Source organism: Klebsiella terrigena (assembly GCF_006539725.1).
Classification (GTDB): Bacteria; Pseudomonadota; Gammaproteobacteria; order Enterobacterales; family Enterobacteriaceae; genus Klebsiella; species Klebsiella terrigena.
Genome location: NZ_BJNO01000010.1, coordinates 1 through 22,202, shown reverse-complemented (window position 1 = coordinate 22,202; position 22,202 = coordinate 1). Strand labels below are relative to the sequence as shown.

Here is a 22,202-nt window from a genome sequence, read left to right as displayed (position 1 = left end):
TACTTTTTACTTTTTCTCTGCTAATTCTGCCAGTAGTGGCCAGCGTTTCAGCGCCGCAGCTAGCTGCTCGCGTCGGGAAATGTCGTGGTAATCAATTTCAGGCAGGGAAAATGCCCGGCTTAACGCCAGGAAATCATTTTGAAAGGTATAACCCAGCGTTGCATCTGAGGGCACTACAGGCTCTTTTCCTGGCATTTCTCTGTCCATTCAAACAACACATAAATAATAACCGAAGTGTACCGGGCTCATTCTTAAATTGCTCTATATGCTAAGACCGATGCTCTTTAATTTCAATGTTAGGTTTACTCTGCCGCTTTCGCTAGTAAACTAATCCAGTGTAAATCAGGGCTGGTGAGGGGCGTCGTGGATATCGTATATACTTTGGGTATTTCGTCATTATGGGACGAGGTCAGCCATATGCCCGTTGGCGGGGTATGGTGGCTCAACGTTGACCGCTATGTTGATGCGGTAAGTCTGCTCAACCATACGCTGGCCGCGCAGGCTAAAGACGGCAAAGTTGCAGCGATCGTAATGGGTGAGAAACCAAGTAAAATCATTTCATTAGATAATCACAACGGCCCGGAAAAAATCGTGTTATTTACCCTACCGAACCTCACGGAAGGGTTAGAAGAAATGCATCGTGATTTACTCTGTTCGCTTGAACCTGGCAATTATCTATTTATTCTGCTATGCGCTGAAAATGCCTGGCAAAATATTAAAAGTGAACAATTATGCAAATGGGTAGAAAAGTCATCGCGATGGGCCAAATACCACAATTGTGCCTTATTAGTACTTAATTCGGGTAATGATAATGATAAGCAGCTGTCTCCGCTATTATATCAGTATCGTTCTCTTTCTGGTCTCGCCAGCATCCGCTATCAGGGCGATAACTTCCTGTTTGATATTGCCTGGTGGGGCAGTGAAAAGGGAATGAGCGCGCAGCAGCAGCTGGTTGTTTTACAAGACCAGGCCGGATGGCGGCTGGCGCAGGAAGAAGAAACAATCGTCCAGCCGCGCAGCGATGAAAAGATCGTATTAAGCAATTTACGCGTCCTTGAGGGTGCCCCGGCGCTGTCGGAATACTGGACGCTGTTTGATACCAACGACGCCGTGTTTAATGCCGCCAGAACGGCGCAGGCGGCAACCCTGCTGTTCAGCGTAACGCAAAATGTACAGATCGAGCAGCTGGGGCGCCATATTCATACCCTGCGCCGCCAGCGCGGAAGTGCATTAAAAATCATTGTCCGCGAACAGACTCCCTGCCTGCGCGCTACCGATGAACGACTGCTACTCAGTAGCGGCGCTAATATGGTCATCCCCAGCGGCGCGCCGCTGTCGCGCTGCCTGACGCTCATTGAGAGCGTTCAGAAACAGAAATTTAGCCGCCATATTCCGGAAGACTTCGCCACCCTTATAGCCTGGAGCCAGCCGCTCAAGCTGCGCGGCTATCAGAAGTGGGACGACTTTTGCTCCGCGGTCTATAACATCATGGCCAACACCATGCTGCCTGCGGACAGCAAAGGCGTGATGGTCGCGCTACGTCCGGCGCCGGGCCTGCGCGTTGAGCAGGCGCTGACGCTCTGCAAGCCCAACCGCATGGGCGATATCATGACCATCGGCAACAACCGGCTGGTGCTGTTTCTCTCATTTTGTCGCGTCAACGATCTGGATACGGCGCTGAACCATATTTTCCCGCTTCCTACCGGTGACATATTCTCTAACCGCATGATTTGGTTTGAAGATAAACAAATCACCGCGGAGATCTTGCTGATGCGCGGCATCACGGCGGATAAATGGAACACGCCGCTGCCCATTACGGTAGGCAAAAACGAGGCGATCAACGCCACCCACGACGGGCGCAGCTGGCGCCGGATACCCGAGCCGCACCGGCTGTCCACCGACGTGGAGCAAAAGTCATGATGTCTCTTAGCGATATTATTCAGCTGGTGGTGCTCTGCGCGCTGCTGTTTTTCCCGTTAGGTTACCTTACGCGCCACTACCAGCGCCGTATCCGCACCACCTTACGATTGATGTTCTTTAAACCCCGTTACGTTAAACCGGCTGGCGTACTGCGCCGGGATGCGACGGCTAAGCAAGGCAAAGTGAATAAATGACCAATCCAAAAACTACCGCAACGCCGCTTCCGCTCTGGCAATACTGGCGCGGCCTTGCCGGGTGGAATTTCTACTTTCTGGTGAAGTTTGCTCTGCTGTGGGCGGGATATCTTAATTTCCACCCGATGCTTAACCTGGTGTTTCTCGCCTTTTTGCTGGTACCGCTGCCGAAATATAAGCTGCACCGCCTGCGCCACTGGGTGGCGATCCCGGTCGGTATCGCGCTGTTCTGGCACGACACCTGGCTGCCCGGCCCGGAGAGTATTTTCAGCCAGGGCTCCCAGCTTGCCGGCTTTAGCGCGGATTATATCTGGGACCTGGTGACCCGCTTTATTAACTGGAATATGGTCGGCGCCTTCTTTGTGCTGCTGGTCCTGTGGCTGTTTATCAGCCAGTGGCTGCGCGTCACGGTGCTGGTCTCGGCGATGATGATATGGCTCGCCGTCAGCCCGCTGCTCCCCTCCTTTACCCTGTGGCCAGCCGGCCAGCCGACGACGGCGGCGGCAACCACCGCGGTCATCACCGCCACCAACGCCGGGGGAACGGCGGCGGGCAGCGCTTCCGCTAACGGCGATATTCCGCCGCAGACCGAACCGCCGACTTCCGCCAACCTCACCAGCTGGCTGAATGCGTTCTATGCCTCGGAGCAGAAGCGTAAAACGCCGTTCCCGCAGCAGCTGCCGGCGGATGCCCAGCCGTTTGATCTGCTGGTGATTAATATCTGCTCCCTATCATGGTCCGATATCGAAGCCGCCGGGCTGATGGACCATCCGCTGTGGAAGCACTTTGATATCGTGTTCAAAAACTTTAACTCGGCGACCTCCTACAGCGGCCCGGCGGCGGTTCGCCTGCTCCGCGCCAGCTGCGGCCAGCTGTCGCACTCCAACCTGTATCAGCCGTCGGGCAGCGAGTGCTACCTGTTTGAAAACCTGGCGAAGCTTGGCTTCAACCAGCAGCTGATGCTGGGCCACAACGGCCTGTTTGGCGACTTCCTGAAGGAGCTGCGCAGCCTGGGCGGCATGCAAAGCCCGCTGATGGACCAGAAAGGTCTGCCGGTCAGCCTGCAGGCCTTCGACGGCTCGCCGGTGTATGACGATCTGGCGACCCTGAACCGCTGGCTGGAAACGGAAGATAAGCAGGGCGATGCGCGCACCGCGACCTTCTACAACATTCTGCCGCTCCACGATGGCAACCACTTCCCGGGCCAGAGCAAAACGGCCGATTACAAGGTGCGCGCCCAGAAGCTCTTTGATGAACTGGACAACTTCTTTACCGGGCTGGAAAAGTCGGGCCGTAAAGTTATGGTGGTGGTGGTGCCGGAGCACGGCGGGGCGCTGAAGGGCGATAAAATGCAGGTCTCCGGCCTGCGCGATATCCCAAGCCCGTCAATTACTAACGTTCCGGCCGCGGTGAAGTTCTTCGGCATGAAGGAGCCGCGCCAGGGCGCGCCGCTGGTTATCGATCAGCCGAGCAGCTATCTGGCGATCTCTGAGCTGGTGGTTCGCGCCCTCGACGGCAAAATGTTTACCCAGGATAACGTGAACTGGCCGCAGTACACCGCCAACCTGCCGCAGAGCGCCGCGGTATCGGAGAACGCCAACGCCATCGTCATTCAGTATCAGGGGAAACCTTACGTACAGCTGAACGGCGGAAGCTGGGTTCCGTACCCGCAGTAAAACGAAAAAGGCCGCAGGGTTTCACCCCCGCGGCCCGTTCAGACGCCGGTAGCTGCCTGGCGGCGGTCGTTCTTCGCCAGCCAGACCAGCATCTTCAGGCTGGCAGAGTAATAGTCATCCTGCGCGCTAAGCTGCGGATCGTCCTGTGCTTCTCCGGTGGTCAGGTCGCGAACGGCCAGCAGGCCGCCGGTCATAAACCACGGGGCCACGTCGTTGGTATTGACGTTGACCCACGCCGGAGTCTGCAGCCGCGGATAGCTCTGAAACCAGCTTTTCCACGGCGTCAGCAGGGCGCTTTGCGGATCGGCCCAGGAGAGATAAAGCGGGATGCGAATCGCGTCGTAGCTCATCCGGGGCGGCCACTCCTTTGCCGGCTCCATTCTGCCGTCCGCTCTCAGCGCCACCCAATCGCTGGGCAGCTGCGCCTTACCCCACGCCATTTTACCCAGCAGCGCCTTCCCGTCGCTCTGCAGCTTACGCCACGCCGTCAGGTGCGTACGCGCGGCAAAGGCCTGCCATGCGGGGAAAATAAAGTAGGAGGGATTGAGGTTGACATGATCGTTGCGGTTGAAGCCCTTCGCACCGGGCAGCATCACCTGATGACCGGCAAAGGTGATGACCGTAGACTTCAGCAGCGACGCGGTGATGGCATCTGAAGCGATGCCGTAGGATTTATCACCCCACTGCTGCTGGGCGCGCAGCAGCGCCCACGCGATCAGGGTATCGCCGTCGGTCGCATCGTTTTTATCCGCAATAGGGTCCGGCGCGACGGGATTGTAGCGCCAGTAAAAAAGCCCGTTGTCTTTATTACGCAGCGTTTTATCCGTCCACTGCCACAGCTTATCAAAGGCAGGGCGATCGTTTTTGGCGACCGCCAGAAGCATGGCGAACCCCTGCCCTTCGGTATGGGAAACGCTGCCGTTGCCGGTATCAACGATTCGCCCATCGGCCATCATAAAACGGGATTTATAGCTTTCCCAGGCGGTATCTGCCCACGCGCGGGGAAGCACCATCATCGTCGTCGTAACCATGACTGCGACTAAAGCACGCAAGGACATAAGTGCACTCGTTATGGATGAAAGTAGAGAAACTGAACGTCAGACACAGAAAACAGCCGCTCACGCTGCAACACAACGTGCGCGCCGCCGCCCTGCCCCCTCAGCCAGCGGGAATAAAGCCCTTCGAGTATGGCACAGAATGCATTACACCAGCGCACGCGACGCGCTTCGTCGCGGCTGACCGGGATCGCCCGATGGCGGAGCCGCAGCCCGTCGTCGCCGACGTCAACGCTGACCACGCCCCACTTGAAGCGGCTCAGCAGCTGGTTGATATTGGCCTCCAGCTGGCCGACCGTCTCCGATTCCGGCAGAGGATAGTTGTCCGCCAGCTCCTCACCCATCTGGCGCAGAAAGGGCTGACTCTCCAGCTCACCCGCGTTGCTGAGCATGCCATCCACCATCACGATCAAGAGATCGAACCATCCGGCAGGAGTCTGCTGCTGCTGAAACCAGGCCAGCGCCTCGGCGTTATTATTTTCCGTCATGATCAGTTATCTCCTAACATATAGCGGATATAAAGACCGGCGGTGCTTTCGTTATAATCGCCGAAGGTGTCATAGCCTACCTGGCCGCCAAGGGTCATCTGTTTGTTTACCTTGTAATCCGCACCGGCTCGCAGGGTGTAGCCAATGCCGCTCTTCGAGGTTGCCGAGTAGTAAGCTTCCTTGGCGTACCCGTTCGTTACCGCGGTTTCCAGCGTCTGCTGCCACTCGGAGTTGGTCGGGAAGTAGGCGCTCTTATCCTGGCTATAGGACTGGTAGCCCACCGAACCGCCCAGCTTCATCGTCCAGTTATCGTATTTCTCCGTCAGGTTGACCGGCAGCGAGACGCTCACGTAGTTTTGCGGGCTGAAATAGCCCCCCTGGCCGTAGGTGAAGTAGCTCAGGTTTTTCGAGTAGTCCATATAGCTCATGCTCAGGCCGGTCTGCAGCTGACGATACTCGTCGTGGTAAGGCCGCAGATAGACCCCGGCGTTGGCGTTAACGCTGGTGTTGCTGGCAACGTTGTCGCCAATATAGCTATAGCCCCCGCCGCCGACGTAAAAACCGGCGTCGCCGTCATCGTAGCTCAGCTGCAGGGTACCGCCGTTTTTGGTCACCTGGCCCCAGTTTTTCCCCGAGTAGGAGTCTTTAAGGCCGACGTAGGAGAGCAGGCTGTCGGTCAGCGAGCGGCGCTCGCCGGTGAGGATCAGCGACAGATAGTTGGTCAGCTTCGGCGACCACTTCACGCCCCCGACGACGGTGTTCAGATCCTGGCCCAGCGGGGTGCTGCCGATATCCACGCGGTAATTATCCCCGCTTAGCGCCAGCGCCAGCTCAACGCCGTTGGCCTTCTGCGCGTCCGTTGAGCCGCTGGCCTGGTCGACGTTCGGTTTCAGGCTGGAGGAGGCCAGATAGCTGGCAACCTGACCGGAATCATAGGCTCCCAGCTTCGCCAGGTTCTCCATGCCGCTGCTGGTCGTGGCGTTAAAATCTGAGGCGTTCAGCGTCCCCAGCGTGCTCAGCGCTTCTGCCCCAGGGTTGCTGGCAAAATACGTCGTCCGCTCGGTAGCCGTCATCGCCGCAATCGCCGCCTGCTCGCTGGTCACGGTACTAATCATATTGGAGACCGCGTTAGAGAGCGGGTTCGCGCCGTAGCGCCGCCACGCATCGCCTGTCGCGGTCCCGGCATTCAGCGTGATCGGCGTGACCGTGAAATCAAAGCGCGAATCGCCAAACGGCGACGAGGACCAGGTCAGCGGCGTTTTCATTTCCGTCAGCTTGCTGGTACCGGATTCGCCATCGCGCCCGCGCACCTCCATGCCGCCCTGCAGCCAGCTGCCGGTTTTTTCCTGCAGCGACTCCATCATGGTATCCACCTGACGCAGCATCCGGGTCTGCGCGGTTTCTACCGGCAGGTCGGGACGCTGGATCCCCGGCAGCGAGGTCCCGGCACCGGCCGATACCTGCGAGACCTGCCACGGCATATACTGCCCGTAGGTGGAGGCCGTCCGCGTCGCCGTCGGCGTGCGGGAGACGCCCACAAAGGGGTTATCCGCCGCCAGCACGCCGCCAACGGTCGGCGTTTGCGCGCTGTTGCTGCTCTGTAAGCCCAGCAGCTTGCCGCGCGCGCTGCGCAGATAGGTCATCGCCTGCTGATGGTTACCCTGCGCCTCTTCGACCCGCGCCAGCAGCAGCAGGCGGTCCGGCGAATTATCCTGGCGCAGGCCGCCGGCGAGCTGCTCCGCACGGCGGCTGTCGCCGGACGAGAGCGCAACGTCAATCGCCCCGCTGCGCGCCGCCTGATCCGGCGTATCGCGGGTCATCAGATAGTCGTAAACCACCCCGGCTTCTTTGTTCATTTTGCCGCTCTGGTAGAGGCGCGCCATCGCGAACATCAGGTCGGTATTTTGCGGGTCGCTTTGCATCGCGCCCATCAGCTTGTCGTACGCCGCGGCGTAGTTCCCCTGCTCGCGCAGATGATCCGCTTCGTTAATCACATAGCCATTGCGAATGCTCGCCAGCTGCGTCGGCGTACTGCTGGCCTGCAGCTGCGGGTTGGTCAGCAGGTTCTGCGCTTCGCGGGTCAGACCCGCCTGATTCAGCACCGTCACCTGATCGGCATAATCGCCGGCGTTGCCCGAGATCCCGCCGCTAATATTGTTGCGTACCAGCGAGACGGCGGTCGTGACATCGCCGCTCTGCGCCAGCAGCCGCGCCAGCTTGCCGACGTCCGCCGGCGATTTCGGCGGCGTAGCGGCCATCGCCCGCAGGGTGTTGGAGGCGGCAACCGTATTGCCCTGCGCCAGGTAGTTTTGCGCCGTCACCAGCTGCAGGTTGTAGTTCACCCGCTGATGGAGATCGCGCATCTGGCTGGTCTGGCTGGCGGCGGGAATACGCCCCAGCAGCGTTTGCGCCTGCTGCCAGCCGCCGTTTTCGCTGGCATAAAGCGCCGCGGCGTACAGCGAGGTGCTGCTGGCGCCGGGACGCCAGGCCGCCGCCATCGTCGAGGCGGCCTCGCTCTCGTTGCCCGATTTTTGCAGCAGCCGGGCTAAATCAAGCCGCATCCAGGCGTCATCCGGGTAGCGGGATACGCCCTGACGCAGCAGCGCGATAGCGCCGCTCACGTTACCGCTGCTGGCCTGCTCCTGCGCCTGCCGGCGCAGCGAATCTCCCGGCATACCGGTCACCACGCGCGGCTGCAGTTTTTGCTGCAGGCTCTCCGGCAGGGTGCGCAGCATCGCCTGCGCCTCCGCCGTTTTATTCTGCTCACGCAGAACGTAATAGAGGCTCTCCCGCGCCGGGCCGTTTTGCGGCTGCTCGTTGAGCAGCGAACGCAGCGTCTGCTCGGCCTGCGGCAGGTCTTTGTTATGTCGCAGAACGTCGGCGCGGAACAGTTTTGCCGAGGTGCCTTGCGTCCCGCTCTGCTGGGCCAGCGGGGCGGAAAGCGCCAGCGCCTGGCTGATATTGCCCTGCTTATAGGCCTGCTGCGCCTGGGCCAGCTGGCCGTAGAACAGCGCATCGGCAGCCTGCTGGCGCCGCGCGGCGGAATCATCGCCGCCGAGATCCGCCGCCCGGGTCAAATACTGCGATGCCGCCTGGAAATCGCCGTTACGCTGCGCGATATAGCCCATGCCGGCCAGCGCATCCGCATCCTGCGGGTTGGTTTGCAGCACCTGTTCAAACTGCTGCTTCGCGGCGGTGGTATTGCCGCTGTTGAGGTTGGCATACCCCTCCCCGCGCGCCTGGCCGCTGAGCCGCTGGCGATAGTAGTTCTGCACCTCGGTATCCTGCGGGTGGCGCTGCATCCAGGTGTCGTAAAACTGCTGATCTCCGGACTGCGGCCCCAGCCACAGCAGCGCCTGGCGCAGCCCGCTGTCGGCATCTTTGCTGCCGCTGGCCATCGGCTCCAGCATCGCAATCCCTTCCCGACGGGTGTCCTCACGCCAGGTCAGCGCTTTACCCAGCGCCACGCGCGGCGCGTTCTCCTGCGGATGCTGCGCCACGTACTGGCGCAGTTCGCCGATCGCCTGCGAATAGAGCGCTTTATCGCTGGCCATCGTCATGTAGTATTCGGCCGCCAGTCCCGACGGCGGAACGTTGCCGTTAAACATGCTGCGCCAGGTGGCGAGGGCGGCGGGCACGTTGCCGCTGCGCGCCTGCTGCCTGGCGAGACTCAGCTGCCCCTGTGGCACCTGGGTCATTTTTTTGGCATTGTCGAGCTCCTGCAGGCTGGCGCTGTTCGGCGAGGTTTTCGCCAGCCGCGCCCGCCACTGCGCCGCCGCCTGAAGATCGCCGCCCTGCTGCGCCCAGAGCGCCATCAGGTACAGAGCCTGAGTGTTGTTGGCATCCACCAGCAGCACCTTTTGCAGCGACTCCATCGCCAGCTCGTCGTGGGATTTTTCATGCCAGTAGTTGGCCTGGGCAAAAAGCGCCTGCAGCGCGGCATCGTTGCTCGCGGCAAGGGCATCGCCGAATGCGCCTAGCGTCAGCGCGCCTGACAGGCAGAAGGTCGATAGTCTGCGGGTTGCCCTGCTATTCATTTTGATCGCTCGTTTCATTGGCCATCCCCCGAACTCAAACGCTTGCGAGCATGCCGTTTAAACATGGCGGTTAACGCCAGGCCGATTATCGATGTGGCGAGAAGCCCGAGGATCGCCAGCAGGCCGGAATGCTGGTTAGCGTACCAGATAGCCATCATGTACCAGGGCATCTGCCCGCTTGGGAACGGCGTGCTGACCTGGAAGCTGCGTACGCCGTTATCGTTGGTGATCACCGCCGTATCGCCCCGAATGCCGGCGTTGATCCGCGGCGAGTCGAGGTCGCTTTTCAGCCTCGCGAGCTGATCGTCATTGCTGGCCATCGCCACCACCACCGTACGCTGGGAATTCCACGGCGAACGGTAGCTGATAAAGCCGCGCCAGGCGCTGCTGGAGGAGAAGTAGCGGTCGGCATCGACGCTTGCGGAGGTCCAGTCGCCGGTCAGCCAGCGCTGCACCTTCGCCCAGCCTCCCGACTCGCGGACGCTGAGCTGGTTATCCACCGGACTGTACGGAGAGTCCGCCAGCAGGCGCTGGTTAAAGGTTTTCTGGTCCAGGGCGCTGACCGCCAGCACGTCGCGATCCCGCAGGTACTGCAGGCCCGCGCCGCCCTCAGGAACTCCCAGCACTACCCGGTTGTTGGCCAGCGCCGTGCCGGTGGCGTTACCCGAACGCGCGGCCAGGTTTAACAGGGTCGCCACCTGCGTATCCGACGGCTGCTCCGGCAGAAGCAGCACGGTTTGCGAATAGTCCGCCAGCCGCGAGAACGGGAAGGAGGCGCCGACGAAATAGGAGAGGTTCGGCAGCAGCGAGAAGTGCCGCGTGTTGCTCAAATCAATCCATGAGTCATCGGTAATGCGGCTCTTGATGTTGTTATTCAGCAGCACCGAGCAGGGGGCGTTATCCTTCGGCACCACGTTGAAGTAGAGCGAGAGCTGGTTATCCCCGTAGATCAGGTAAGGCGCCAGCGGGATGGTAAAGCGCTCCTGGCGGGCATCGCCGCCCATGTAACGCCACAGCTTCTCCAGCGGCCCCTGCTTGTTCATCGGCAGGTTGTGCAGGAAGGTGTTGTTCAGCGTGACGCTCAGCAGCGACTTGTCTTCGTTGATCCAGCTTTCGGACGGGAAGCGGTAGCTAATCTGCAGAGGAATGGTTTCGCCATCCCACAGGTAGAGATCCGGCGCCGCGCGGAAAGCGACGCGCAGCGGCTCATGCCACACTCCGCTCACCGTGGTGCTTTGATCTTTACGCAGCAGCTCGCTGATTTTGACCGGCCGATCGGTTGGGATCCAGCGCGGGGCGTCGTACGGTTTACCCAGCGGAATGGCCTGCGGCTCCACCGTCATGCTCGCGGTCTGCGGCGCAATATTGCCGCGGGTCAGCCGCCAGGCCGCCGCGCGCAGCGCCGCATCGTTGTGCCCGACGATCAGCAGCAGCTTGTAGCTCGGGTTGCCGGGGTTATCAACAACCTGCAGCAGCGGCTTGTCGGTTTGCGGCAGGGTCAAACCGCCCACCTGGTCGCCCGGGTGGCCGATGATAATGCCGTTTCGCTCCGGCAAACGGTCGCGCAGGGCGTTGAAAGCAATCCCGCGATAGTCCGCCTGAATGCCCAGCCATGACGACAGCAGCGCCGCCGTGCTGAAGATATCCGCACCCGCGTTTTGCGGGTAGGCGACCGCGATATCCGCCGGGGTCATCTGCATGCTGTCGAAGAACGGCCGCGGGAAGAAGCTCAGGTCGTTGCTGATATTCAGCGGCTGGCTTTCCCAGCTAAAGCGCGAGGCGGGTAAAACGGTGATGCCGGAAGTGTCGCGCGCGTTGAGCAGACACTGCATGGCGTCGCCGTCGTTCACCTTAAAGCTTAAATTATTGCTCGAAACCATCAGCGCGGCCGGGATATCGAGCTGGAAGTGCGAGATATCGGCGCCGTCCGTGCCCAGCGGTACCGTACCCAGCGGCTGGCCGTTGAGCATCAGCTGCAGGGTGGCGTTGCGGGCGGCCATCTCCGGAGAAACCCGGACGTCCAGCATCAGCTCAGCGTGGGTGACCACCTGATCGGAGGGCAGCGTAAAGCTCGCGCCGCCCTGCAGCTGGCCGCCGCTGAGCATAATGCCGTCCGGCATCCCCATTTGCGCCAGATTCAGGCTACCGCCGACGATCGGCGTTAGCGGCACCACTTCCGGAGCGGGGCTGCTGACCGGCGGCAGCGCCGGCAGGGAAGCCGGCTCCTGCGTCGATTCGGCTTGTGCCGACGTCGGCGCCGCGCCCTCATCAGGCGCGCTATCGGTCGCCGCGTCCGGCAGCGGGAAGTTCAGCGGGGCCGAGGGATCGGCCGGGGCCTCTTCGCTATGCAGCGCGGGGGCCGAGAGCATCCCCGCCAGCAGCGCAAGGGTCGTTAATCGCTTCATAGCTGCCCCTCCTCCTGCGCGGCCTGCGCAGCAGAAGGTTGCCGACGGCGGTCGCGCCGCGTTTTCCAGGTCAGCCAGAAGAGCTCAAACACGCAGCGCAGGATAGTGGCGAAAGAGCGGAACGGCTTATCCTGCGGACGCGGCGGATTAATCCACGCGTCGGCGCGGGCCAGCACCACGCGCACCAGCTCGCGGCGCAGGGAGAGCGGGATGTTTTCATCAAATTTGAGGCGTATAAAGCGCGCATCCGCGGTGACCTGCTCGGCCGGGATAGAGATAGCCCCTGATTGCAAAATCAGCTCAATCTCTTCGATTTTATCCTGCAGGTGGCGATCGTCAGGCACGGCGATACGACAGCCGCCCATCGACAGGTCGGCGGTATGGCTGCGCGAGACAATGCCGCTGGCATAGTGGATGAGCACCGGGATATCGACATCAATACGGATCGTTTTACGCACCTGGCGGGTTTCCCGCGCCACCGCAATCGCCGCCAGCAGGAAGATCAGGCTGTAGATCCCCCACCCGACGTTGAGCGCGATAACGTTGGGATCGGAGCCGAAGTAGTCATGGCCGATGGCGCGCACGATACCCACCACGACGCCCGCGCCCAGCAGGCAGGCCACCACCAGATGCGGCCTGACCACGGTAAAGTCGAAATAGCCGACGTCCAGCAGGCCGCCCTTATCGGTCACGTTGAATTTGCCGCGTTTGGGGAAAATCATCGTCACCAGCGTCGGCAGCACCAGGTGGAATGCCAGAACGATGTCGTAAATTTCACCCCAGAAGCTGTAGCGGTAGCGGCCGTTCATTCTCGAGCCAACGTAGATGGCCAGGAACAGGTGCGGCAGGGCATACGAGACGATTAGGCTCGCCGAGGAGTAGATAATATTCAGGTTAAACAGCAGATAGGCCAGCGGCGCGGTAACAAAAACCACGCGCGGCAGCGCAAACTGGTAGTAGAGCATGGCGCTGAGATAGCACAGGCGCTGCTGGATGGTCAGCCCGCGGCCAAAGAGCGGGTTATCGAGGCGGAAGATTTGCGTCATACCGCGCGCCCAGCGGGTTCGCTGAATGACGTGCACCACTAAGCGTTCGGTGGCTAAACCTGCCGCCAGCGGGATATCGAGGAACGCCGATTTCCAGCCCAGGCGCTGAAACTTCAGCGCGGTGTGCGCATCTTCGGTGACGGTTTCTACCGCAAAACCGCCAATCTGCTCCAGCGCTTTACGGCGAATAACGGCGCAGGAGCCGCAGAAGAAAGTCGCGTTCCAGTTGTCGTTGCCCTGCTGGATTGGGCCATAAAATAGCATCCCTTCATTGGGAATATTGCGCCCAACGGAGAGGTTGCGTTCAAACGGGTCCGGCGAGTAGAAGTAGTGCGGCGTCTGCACCAGCGCCAGCATCGGGTCCTTGAGGAAGCCGCCCACCGTGGCCTGCAGGAAGACGCGGGTGGCGACGTGGTCGCAGTCGAACACGCAGATAAGCTCGCCTTGCGTCAGGGTCATCGCATGGTTCAGGTTGCCCGCTTTGGCATGCTTGTTGTCGTTACGGGTGATATACCCGACCCCAACGTCGGCGGCAAACACCGCAAACTCGCTGCGCTTACCGTCATCCAGCAGATAAATTTTCATCTTGTCCGCTGGATAATCAATGCACTGCGCGGCCAGCACCGTATCGCGAACCACCTCGAGCGGCTCGTTATAGCTGGGGATATAAATATCGACCGTCGGCCAGGTGCTCATATCGTCCGGTAGCGGGACGATTTCGCGCTTCAGCGGCCAGATCGTTTGCAGGTAGTTCAGCAGCAGCATCACCCAGATATAGACTTCCGCCAAAAACAGCCCCATCCCCAGAATCGTTTCGATTCCGGAGTTAAAATGCAGGGTTTGCGTCAGGCGAAAATACATATAACGGGTCGACATCAGCAGCGAAGTCACGACCATAATGACGGAAATGCTGCGATTCTTACTAAACCCCATTAAGAACAGAATACCGATACTCAGCAGACCAAAAAGATACTGCTTTTGGCTGTCCATCGGCGTGATAACGACCAGTACGGCAACCGGCGACAGCAGCAATACCAGCAACCAGAAAAGTGACTTTTTCATTCAGCAGCCCTGCAATAAGTTAAAGCCCTGACATGCGAGGCTGGCTGTGCACCGTGCCGTCGCCAATATTGATACCCAACAGCGCAGAGATTTTTTTTGCAATGATTTCAATATCAAAGGCGGCTGCAGAGGATGAACTAAAGTCGAGAATCGACTTTTGGGAAGCATTTGCCTCTACGACGCTTTCATCACGGTGGATAATGCCCAGCAGGCGGTCGCTCAGCTTCTCCTCCATTAACGCAACCACGTCGCGACTCACCTGGCGGCGAGTATCGCTCTGGTTTATCACGAAAAAGTGTCCGAGCTTGTGATTGAGTTCACCGCCGGTTAAACGCTGCTTTTCCACATGGGATAGCGTTGACATCGAGGCGGTGTCCGCCAGCAGCGGCACCAGATGCAGGTCTGCCAGCGGCGTTAACGCCGTCAGCGCCGCGGAGGGACCCGGCGGCATATCGGCGATAATAATCAGTCCCGGGTAGTTGAGCAGCGCCGACAGCCCGCGCGTCAGGAAATGCGGATCGCTGGCGAGCCGTTCGTCAAACGCCTGACGCTGCTTTTCGGTGACGTCACCATAGGGCAGCACGAAGATATTGCTGCCCGCGCTGAGCACGCACTGGCTCCAGTCGTGCAGCTCGAGCGACTTCGCCACGTACCCGCGCTCATCGCTAAGCGGGACGCCAAAATGCAGGCGCAGCGCATTCTGGACGTCAAAATCCAGTGCCAGGACTTTGCTACCCGCGCGCGCCAGCGAGTAGGCCAGATTTGCTGCGAGGGTCGTTTTTCCTACGCCGCCTTTTGGAGAACACACGCAAATCAGCGGCATGTCGCAATCCTTTCTAATAGAGATTTAAGCGGCTGATCTTTATCTTTAGCCGCAGGTTCAGCGACTTTCGTCGCAAATAAGTGCGCATAGCCTTCCGCGGCCGGCAGCGGACGAGGCGCAGCGGATGGCGGCGGGCTCATTGAAGGCGCGGGCGCTGTAGCCGGTGCAGGGGCGGGGATTGGTGCGGCAGCGGGGATCGCCGGCACCGCCTCCGCCGGGGCAGCGGCCTGGGCAACCGGGGACGGCGCAACGGCAGCCGGCACGACGACAGCAGCCGCGGGCGTCGGCTCTGGCGTCAGGATCGGCGGAGTTGGCTCGGGAGCGGCCTGCGCTGGAGCAGCCTCAACCCACAGAAACGTATCCGCGGGGACCTGCTGCGGCAGAGGTAGCGAGACCGATCCTCCCATTGCCAGCGAGGATTCTTTTTCCCCAGGCGCAAGCTGATTGAGAATGACCCAATCTCCCTGCTCCCGGGCGGCTGACTGTGATGAAAGGTCCTTGAAATGAAGACTTTGTGTACGAGTCTTTTCCTTGAAGCGCTGCAAATCATCATAATGGTTCATAGATAACCCCATGATTTTAAATTCATTATATTTTAGCTGTTTTTATTTGGACCCTATACTTCTAGAGCATAGTGTATTTTATTGTTTTTCATAAAGTTAAGTTGATCAGGACGATCGGCTATGCGACGGCTTTTATCTGGATATGGGTTCGAGTGGCTTTAATGCACTGATAGTTATGCGGTTACCCTATCACTTCTTATCTGAAATGATAGCTCCATTTTTTAGGAGGTATCTTAAGGCGCAGTTCACATTCACCTCACCAATGAAAATAACCAGTTTTTTATTCCGACCTTCAATCTGTGATAAGCACAATAAGCATTAAATTGACGCCGTATTATATATTTTAGACTTTTTATGGCGCTCTATATATAAGTCGAATGACTGATTCTTCTAAGAACAGAGGGCGCCTTTTTCGGCGCAAAAAAGGGGAAGCAGGGCAATAGGCTGCTGCCGACAGCATTTGTCCTTCGGCAGCAGCGGGGTCATTACACCGGGCGTTTTTCCTGGTTTTCGTCCTGGTCAACGGCAAAGCAGGCCACCAGCTGACCGCCGTACTCCTTCAGCTGCGGCTGCAGCTGGGTGCACGGGCCGAAGCGACGGCGGCAGCGGGCGTTAAACGCGCAGCCCGGCGGCGGATTCAGCGGGCTTGGCAGCTCGCCGGTCAGCTTAATGCGCTCCCGGCGATCGTCCGGATTCAGACGCGGGGTGGCCGACAGCAGCGCCTGGGTGTACGGATGCTGCGGGTTGCTGAAGATCTGCTCTTTCGAACCTTTCTCTACGCAGCGCCCGAGATACATCACCATCACCTCATCGGCGATGTGCTCAACAACCGACAGATCGTGGGAGATAAACACGTAGGAGAGCCCCAGATCCTGCTGCAGGTCCATCATCAGGTTCAGCACCTGCGCGCGCACCGACACGTCCAGCGCGGAGACTGGCTCATCGGCAATCACCACGTCCGGGTCGAGCATCAAACCACGGGCGATGGCAATACGCTGACGCTGGCCGCCGGAGAACATATGCGGATAGCGATCGTAGTGCTCGGTTTTCAGCCCCACTTTCGCCATCATCGCCAGCGCCTTTTCGCGACGCTCCGCCTTGCTCAGCGACGTGTTGATCTGCAGCGGCTCTTCCAGAATCTGCCCCACCTTTTTACGCGGGTTCAGCGAACCGTACGGGTTCTGGAACACAATCTGGATTTTCTGCCGACGCAGGCTCTGGGCCTGGGGATCGTGCTTCAGCAGATCCTGTCCCTGGTAGTACAGTTCGCCGCCGGTCGGGATTTCAATCATCGTCAGCAGGCGGCCGAGGGTAGATTTCCCGCAGCCTGACTCCCCTACCACCGCCAGCGTTTTGCCGCGTTCGAGGGTAAAGGAGACGCCGTCCAGCGCCTTAACCAGCCTTTCAGGGGAAAATATCCCCTTCTTCACCGGGTAGTATTTTTTCAGATCGATGGCCTGCAACAGAAGCTGTTGCGCGGTGGCCTGTTCGGTACTCATAGGGTTGGCCTCCCGGCATCATCGAGTGGGAAGTGGCATTTGGACTGACGTCCGTGGTCCACCAGGTTCAGTTCTGGCTCTTCGCTGCGGCAGCGGTCCGTGGCATACGGGCAGCGCGGATTGAGCAGGCAGCCGTTCGGGCGGTCATATTTCCCCGGAACCACGCCCGGCAGCGACGCCAGCCGCGCCTTATCCTGGGCAAACTCCGGCAGCGCGCGCAGCAGCGCCTGGGTATACGGATGGCGCGGCGCGCGGAAGATATCCTTCGCGTCGCCGGCTTCCACAACCTGACCGGCGTACATCACGATAATTTTGTGCGCCGCTTCGGCCACCAGCGCCAGATCGTGAGTAATCAGCACCAGCGCCATATTCTCTTTCTGCTGCAGATCCAGCAGCAGCTCGATGATCTGCGCCTGGATGGTGACATCCAGCGCGGTGGTTGGCTCATCGGCAATCAGCAGCTTGGGCCGACAGGCAATCGCCATCGCAATCATCACGCGCTGGCTCATCCCGCCGGAGAGCTGGTGCGGATAGACGTCGAGGCGCGATGCCGGATCGGGAATGCCCACCAGCGTCAGCAGGTCAATCGCCCGCTGAACGCGCGTTTTTTTATTGCCGCCCTGGTGCACCTTGATGGCTTCCATAATCTGGTAGCCCACGGTATAGCACGGGTTGAGGCTGGTCATCGGGTCCTGGAAGATCATCGCCACTTCGGCGCCCACCAGCTGGCGGCGCTCTTTCTCGGAGATACGCTTCAGATCGCGGCCGTTAAACTCCAGCTTGTCCGCCATCACCCGGCCGGGGTAATCGATCAGCCCCATAATCGCCAGCGAGCTCACCGATTTACCGGAGCCGGATTCACCGACAATGCCCACCACTTCGCCCTGATTTACGCTGTAGCTCACGCGGTCTACGGCGCGGAACGGCGTCCCTTCGTCGCCGAAGTGCACCGATAATTTATCAACATTCAATAACGCCATCTCGAACCTCTTACTGCTTCAGTTTGGGATCGAGCGCGTCACGCAGACCGTCGCCCATCAGGTTAAATGCCAGCACCGTCAGCAGGATCGCGACACCCGGGAAGGTGACGACCCACCAGGCGCTCTGCGCGAACTGCAGCACATCGGAGAGCATGGTGCCCCACTCCGGTGTCGGCGGCTGCGCACCCATGCCAAGGAAGCCAAGAGCGGCCATGTCGAGAATGGCGTTAGAGAAGCCCAGCGAGGCCTGAACAATCAGCGGCGCCAGGCAGTTAGGCAGAATATTGACGAACATCTGACGCAGCGCTCCCGCCCCCGCCACGCGCGAAGCGGTGACGTAGTCGCGATTCACCTCAACCATCACCGCCGCGCGGGTCAGACGCACGTAGTGCGGCAGGGCGACAAAGGTGAGCGCCAGGGAGGCGTTGACAATCGACGGGCCGAAGATAGCCACCAGCACCAGCGCCAGCAGCAGGCTTGGCAGCGCCAGCATGATATCGACGATGCGCATGATGATGGAATCAGCCACCCCGCCAAAATAGCCCGCTACCAGGCCAAGCACCACGCCGAGGATCAGCGACAGCACGACCACCAGGCAGCCGACCAGCAGCGACAGGCGGGCGCCGTACATCAGGCGCGACAGGATATCGCGGCCCACGTCGTCGGTACCCAGCAGGTGCGCGAAGCTCCCGCCTTCCTGCCAGGCCGGCGGCGCCAGCAGCACGTCGCGGAACTGGTCTGCCGGGTTATACGGTGCCAGGAAGTTGGCAAATACGGCGATGATAATCATGATCGCCACGTACACCAGGCCGACAACCGCGCCCTTGTTGCGTTTGAAATAGTGCCAGAACTCCTGCAGCGGGGTCATTGGCACCGGTGCGGCGACAACTTTATTTTCAGTAACTTGTGACATGATGGCCCCTTACTTCCTATGCCGAATACGCGGGTTCACCACGCCGTACAGCAGATCGACCAGCAGGTTGACGAGGATAATCATCGTCGCTACCAGCAGAACGCCGCCCTGCACTACCGGATAATCGCGGCGCTGCAGCGCGTCGATGAGCCAGCGCCCTAAGCCGGGCCAGGAGAAGATAGTTTCGGTCAGAATGGCGCCCGCCAGCAGCGTGCCCACCTGCAGACCGATGACCGTGACAACCGGCAGCATCGCGTTACGCAGCGCGTGGACCACAATGACGCGCATCCGGGTCAAGCCTTTGGCGCGCGCGGTACGGATATAGTCCTCACCCAGCACTTCCAGCATCGACGAGCGGGTCATACGCACAATCACCGCCAGCGGAATGGTGCCCAGCACCACGGCGGGCAGGATCATATGCATCACGGCATCGATAAAGTCGCCCGGTTCGCCCCAGATAGCGGTGTCGATCAGCATGAAGCCGGTCAGCGGCAGGGTATCGTCAAGGAATACGGTATCGCTGATACGCCCGGAGACCGGCGTCAGGTTAAGCTGCACCGAGACCAGCATAATCAGCATCATGCCCCACCAGAAGATAGGCATGGAGTAGCCGGTCAGCGCGAGGCCAACGGAGGTGTGATCGAAGATAGAACCGCGTTTTACCGCAGCCAGTACGCCAACCGGAATACCGACGACGACGGCGAAAATCATCGCGCAGACGCCCAGCTCCATCGTGGCCTTAAAGCGCGGCACAAACTCTTCCCATACCGGAATACGGCTTTTCAGCGAGATGCCTAAATCGCCGTGCAGCACGCCCCAGATATAGTGGACATACTGCTGCCACATCGGCTTATCAAGGCCCATTTCGGCCAGCAGCTGAGCGTGACGTTCAGGGGAAATACCACGTTCGCCCGCCATAATCATCACCGGGTCACCGGGGATCATATGCACAAAGGCAAAGGTGAGAAGGGTAATACCGATAAATGTCGGGATGACAAGTCCCAAACGTCGGAGGATGAACTGCAACATAACCCGGATTCTCTATAGTGACGTTCTGCCTGGTGACAGGACGTCTGCATTGCTCACAATTGTCAATTCCCTCTCCCGGGAAGGGAGAGGGGGACCACACTGTTTATTATTCGATTGAGACGTTTTCGAAGTGGTGTTTGCCTAACGGATCGACCACGTAGCCTTTGACTTCTTTACGCACCGGCTCAAATACGGTGGAGTGAGCGATAATCAGCGCCGGAGCCTGATCGTGCATCACTACCTGGGCCTGTTTGTAGAGTTCAATACGCTTGTTATGGTCGTCGGTTGCGCGAGCCGGCTGAATCAGATCTTCAAACGGCTTGTAGCACCAGCGGGAGTAGTTGGAGCCGTCTTTCGCCGCCGCGCAGCTGAACAGCGTCGCGAAGAAGTTATCCGGATCCCCATTATCACCGGTCCAGCCCATCATCACGGTCTGATGCTCGCCCGCTTTCGCGCGCTTGAGGTATTCGCCCCACTCGTAGGTCACGATCTTGGCCTGGACGCCAACTTTGGCCCAGTCGGCCTGAATCATCTCAGCCATACGGCGCGCGTTCGGGTTGTACGGACGCTGTACCGGCATTGCCCACAGGTCGATGGTGAAGCCTTTTTCCATGCCGGCTTCTTTCAGCAGCGCTTTCGCTTTTTCCGGATCGTAGCTGTAGTCTTTAACGTCGTCGTTATAGCCCCACATGGTCGGCGGAATCAGGTTCTTCGCCGCCTGGCCTGCGCCCTGGTAAACGGCTTTGATGATCGCTTCTTTGTTGACCGCATAGGTCAGAGCCTGACGGACTTTGACATTATCCAGCGGCTTCTTCTCGGTGTTGAACGAGAGGTAGCCGACGTTCAGACCCGGCTGCTCCAGCAGGGTAAGATTTTTATCTTCTTTCATGCGCGCGATGTCAGCCGGGTTCGGATACGGCATGATCTGGCACTCATTTTTCTGCAGCTTGGCGTAGCGCACGGAGGCATCAGGCGTGATAGAGAAGACCAGGCGGTCGATCTTCGGCTTGGTGCCCCAGTAGCCCGGGAAGGCTTTGTAGAGGATGCGCGAATCTTTCTGGTACTGCAGCAGCTGGAACGGACCGGTACCAATCGGGTTGAGGTCCACTTTCTCCGGCGAGCCGGCTTTCAGCATGTTGTCAGCATACTCTTTTGACAGAATAGAGGCGAAGTCCATCGCCAGGTCGGCGAGGAACGGAGATTCAGGACGAGTCAGCACGAACTGGACGGTATTGTCGTCCACTTTCTTCACTTCGCTAATCAGGTCCGGCAGGCCCATACCTTCGAAGTATTCATAGCTGCCGCCAGAGACTTTATGGTACGGGTTTTGCGCGTTTTTCTGACGATCGAATGAGAACACGACGTCATCGGCATTAAGATCGCGGGTTGGTTTAAAGTCTTTATTGTCCTGCCACTTCACGCCTTTACGCAGGTGGAAGGTATAGGTTTTACCGTCCTCGCTCACTTCCCATTTTTCAGCCAGGCCAGGAATAACTTCGGTGGTCCCGGTTTTGAATTCTACCAGGCGGTTATAGATTGGCACCGAGCTGGCGTCATAGGTGGTACCAGAGGTGAATAGCTGTGGGTTAAAGCCTTCCGGCGAACCTTCAGAACAGTAAACCAGGGTCTTAGCTTGTACGCTTGCGGCAACGGTCAGAGCGACCAGGCTCAGGCCAAGCTTCAGCATCCCTGACTTTTTCAAGGAAATACTCATTATTCTGCTCCAGATGTGATGTTGTTTGCATATTTCCGCCAGACCTTTATTTATTTTTTACCCGGTCTGGTCGGTTGTGCCCGAGGGCGCTGAGAGAGATGGGGATTCCTTTCACAAAAACGACTGAGTTGCAGTGCGGATTCTCCATGAAATGCCCCTCATGCCCTACAATCTGTCAACAGAATGGGAAAACGTCAATACAGCCAACCTGGTTTTACATCCGGGGTGAGAAACCGCAGGCAAAGATTAAAAAAACTCCATGAGCCTATTTTCAGCAGAGAAATTTATGCTACCGGCAATGAGCCAGCATAAACGCCTTAATACCTTTCAACATGTAGTGATAAGCAATTCTGGCAAATGGTCAAAATTTATTACTATGTGACCAATATGTGAGCGATTAATAGCGCGAACGTTAAAACGCACAGCGGAAAATGCTGCCATTATCCATAAGCTTCGCGAAAAAAGATCGGTTCATATATAAAAAAATACAATGGAAGATGTCACAAAACGATAAACAGGCGGATAGAAACGGGGATCAGCGCCTTTTTAACGAGTCGGCTGGAATAGCGCCCCCGCTCAACGCGCATAGTACCAACCCTTCCTGACTCCGCCATGCAGAGCGTTCTGTGAAAAAAAGGCGTGCAGCGGGGCTCTGGCTCTCGGCCAGACGTCCGGTGAACGGAACGCCTCCTGACTGACAAACACCCGCACCGGCCACAAACGTAAAAAAGCCCGTTCAACGCGTATCATGCCATTCAGTTAAGCACTCATCGCCTCATACATTCATCTCCCCCTCAC

15 protein-coding genes and 1 pseudogene are annotated in these 22,202 nt (G+C 58.9%); 3 read left to right on the top strand and 13 right to left on the bottom strand.

The features are described from left to right. Positions 1-6 precede the first annotated feature (6 nt). The gene (bcsR, locus tag RTE01_RS12910) at positions 7-195 is read right to left on the bottom strand and encodes a cellulose biosynthesis protein BcsR (protein WP_071844861.1); all 189 of its coding nucleotides are present in this window, start codon (positions 193-195) and stop codon (positions 7-9) included. A gap of 168 nt (positions 196-363) precedes the next feature. Here bcsR and bcsE point away from each other — a divergent pair, with 168 nt between their 5' ends. Genes bcsE through bcsG form a run of 3 tightly spaced genes read left to right on the top strand, consistent with a single transcriptional unit; the run spans position 364 to position 3,790 of the window. Further along, positions 364-1,920: a cellulose biosynthesis protein BcsE gene (bcsE, locus tag RTE01_RS12905; RefSeq protein WP_041143128.1), complete on the top strand. Its 1,557-nt coding sequence runs from the start codon at positions 364-366 to the stop codon at positions 1,918-1,920. Beyond that, positions 1,917-2,114, top strand: coding sequence for a cellulose biosynthesis protein BcsF (gene bcsF / locus RTE01_RS12900; protein ID WP_041143129.1), 198 nt, complete (start codon positions 1,917-1,919; stop codon positions 2,112-2,114). Before bcsE ends, bcsF begins: the two co-directional genes overlap by 4 nt. Next, complete coding sequence (gene bcsG / locus RTE01_RS12895; RefSeq protein ID WP_041143130.1) at positions 2,111-3,790, top strand: cellulose biosynthesis protein BcsG; 1,680 nt, start codon at positions 2,111-2,113, stop codon at positions 3,788-3,790. The genes bcsF and bcsG overlap by 4 nt, the downstream gene beginning before the upstream one ends. 38 nt (positions 3,791-3,828) lie before the next feature. Here the strand turns inward: bcsG and RTE01_RS12890 are convergent, their stop codons facing one another. The 12 genes and pseudogenes from RTE01_RS12890 to dppA all read right to left on the bottom strand — a co-directional run bounded on the left by RTE01_RS12890 (position 3,829) and on the right by dppA (position 21,404). Continuing rightward, complete coding sequence (locus RTE01_RS12890) at positions 3,829-4,848, bottom strand: glycosyl hydrolase family 8 (RefSeq protein WP_115191697.1); 1,020 nt, start codon at positions 4,846-4,848, stop codon at positions 3,829-3,831. Between the two features lie 11 nt (positions 4,849-4,859). Then, positions 4,860-5,336 carry a cellulose biosynthesis protein BcsD gene (bcsD, locus tag RTE01_RS12885; protein WP_167692380.1) on the bottom strand — a complete coding sequence of 159 codons (477 nt, stop codon included), beginning with the start codon at positions 5,334-5,336 and terminating at the stop codon, positions 4,860-4,862. Beyond that, a complete protein-coding gene (locus RTE01_RS12880) occupies positions 5,336-9,388 on the bottom strand; it encodes a cellulose biosynthesis protein BcsC (protein ID WP_141335071.1) in 4,053 nt (1,350 codons plus the stop codon). The genes bcsD and RTE01_RS12880 overlap by 1 nt, the downstream gene beginning before the upstream one ends. Continuing rightward, positions 9,385-11,775 carry a cellulose biosynthesis cyclic di-GMP-binding regulatory protein BcsB gene (gene bcsB, locus RTE01_RS12875; protein ID WP_134528098.1) on the bottom strand — a complete coding sequence of 797 codons (2,391 nt, stop codon included), beginning with the start codon at positions 11,773-11,775 and terminating at the stop codon, positions 9,385-9,387. The genes RTE01_RS12880 and bcsB overlap by 4 nt, the downstream gene beginning before the upstream one ends. After that, positions 11,772-13,883 carry a UDP-forming cellulose synthase catalytic subunit gene (gene bcsA, locus RTE01_RS12870; RefSeq protein WP_052474432.1) on the bottom strand — a complete coding sequence of 704 codons (2,112 nt, stop codon included), beginning with the start codon at positions 13,881-13,883 and terminating at the stop codon, positions 11,772-11,774. Before bcsA ends, bcsB begins: the two co-directional genes overlap by 4 nt. Positions 13,884-13,902: 19 nt before the next feature. Next, positions 13,903-14,695, bottom strand: a pseudogene (locus tag RTE01_RS12865) (cellulose synthase operon protein YhjQ/BcsQ). Position 14,696: 1 nt separating this feature from the next. Then, positions 14,697-15,269, bottom strand: coding sequence for a cellulose biosynthesis protein BcsO (locus tag RTE01_RS12860; RefSeq protein WP_115191693.1), 573 nt, complete (start codon positions 15,267-15,269; stop codon positions 14,697-14,699). Between the two features lie 485 nt (positions 15,270-15,754). Then, positions 15,755-16,768, bottom strand: a complete 1,014-nt coding sequence (gene dppF / locus RTE01_RS12855; RefSeq protein WP_041143137.1) for a dipeptide ABC transporter ATP-binding subunit DppF — start codon at positions 16,766-16,768, stop codon at positions 15,755-15,757. Further along, positions 16,765-17,748 (bottom strand): dipeptide ABC transporter ATP-binding protein, encoded by a 984-nt coding sequence (gene dppD, locus RTE01_RS12850; protein WP_041143138.1) that lies wholly within the window; start codon positions 17,746-17,748, stop codon positions 16,765-16,767. Before dppD ends, dppF begins: the two co-directional genes overlap by 4 nt. 10 nt (positions 17,749-17,758) lie before the next feature. Beyond that, positions 17,759-18,661, bottom strand: a complete 903-nt coding sequence (gene dppC, locus RTE01_RS12845) for a dipeptide ABC transporter permease DppC (protein WP_041143139.1) — start codon at positions 18,659-18,661, stop codon at positions 17,759-17,761. Between the two features lie 9 nt (positions 18,662-18,670). Next, positions 18,671-19,690, bottom strand: coding sequence for a dipeptide ABC transporter permease DppB (gene dppB, locus RTE01_RS12840; protein ID WP_041143140.1), 1,020 nt, complete (start codon positions 19,688-19,690; stop codon positions 18,671-18,673). A 106-nt stretch (positions 19,691-19,796) separates the two neighbouring features. After that, complete coding sequence (dppA, locus tag RTE01_RS12835; RefSeq protein ID WP_041143141.1) at positions 19,797-21,404, bottom strand: dipeptide ABC transporter periplasmic-binding protein DppA; 1,608 nt, start codon at positions 21,402-21,404, stop codon at positions 19,797-19,799. Positions 21,405-22,202: the final 798 nt, after the last annotated feature.

Coding starts and splice junctions, on each gene's coding strand:
- bcsR (WP_071844861.1), bottom strand. CDS start 195: ATGCCAGGAAAAGAGCCTGTAGTGCCCTCAGATGCAACGCTGGGTTAT.
- RTE01_RS12880 (WP_141335071.1), bottom strand. CDS start 9,388: ATGAAACGAGCGATCAAAATGAATAGCAGGGCAACCCGCAGACTATCG.
- bcsB (WP_134528098.1), bottom strand. CDS start 11,775: ATGAAGCGATTAACGACCCTTGCGCTGCTGGCGGGGATGCTCTCGGCC.
- bcsA (WP_052474432.1), bottom strand. CDS start 13,883: ATGAAAAAGTCACTTTTCTGGTTGCTGGTATTGCTGCTGTCGCCGGTT.
- dppA (WP_041143141.1), bottom strand. CDS start 21,404: ATGAGTATTTCCTTGAAAAAGTCAGGGATGCTGAAGCTTGGCCTGAGC.
- dppF (WP_041143137.1), bottom strand. CDS start 16,768: ATGAGTACCGAACAGGCCACCGCGCAACAGCTTCTGTTGCAGGCCATC.
- dppB (WP_041143140.1), bottom strand. CDS start 19,690: ATGTTGCAGTTCATCCTCCGACGTTTGGGACTTGTCATCCCGACATTT.
- dppC (WP_041143139.1), bottom strand. CDS start 18,661: ATGTCACAAGTTACTGAAAATAAAGTTGTCGCCGCACCGGTGCCAATG.
- bcsG (WP_041143130.1), top strand. CDS start 2,111: ATGACCAATCCAAAAACTACCGCAACGCCGCTTCCGCTCTGGCAATAC.
- bcsF (WP_041143129.1), top strand. CDS start 1,917: ATGATGTCTCTTAGCGATATTATTCAGCTGGTGGTGCTCTGCGCGCTG.
- dppD (WP_041143138.1), bottom strand. CDS start 17,748: ATGGCGTTATTGAATGTTGATAAATTATCGGTGCACTTCGGCGACGAA.
- RTE01_RS12890 (WP_115191697.1), bottom strand. CDS start 4,848: ATGTCCTTGCGTGCTTTAGTCGCAGTCATGGTTACGACGACGATGATG.
- RTE01_RS12860 (WP_115191693.1), bottom strand. CDS start 15,269: ATGAACCATTATGATGATTTGCAGCGCTTCAAGGAAAAGACTCGTACA.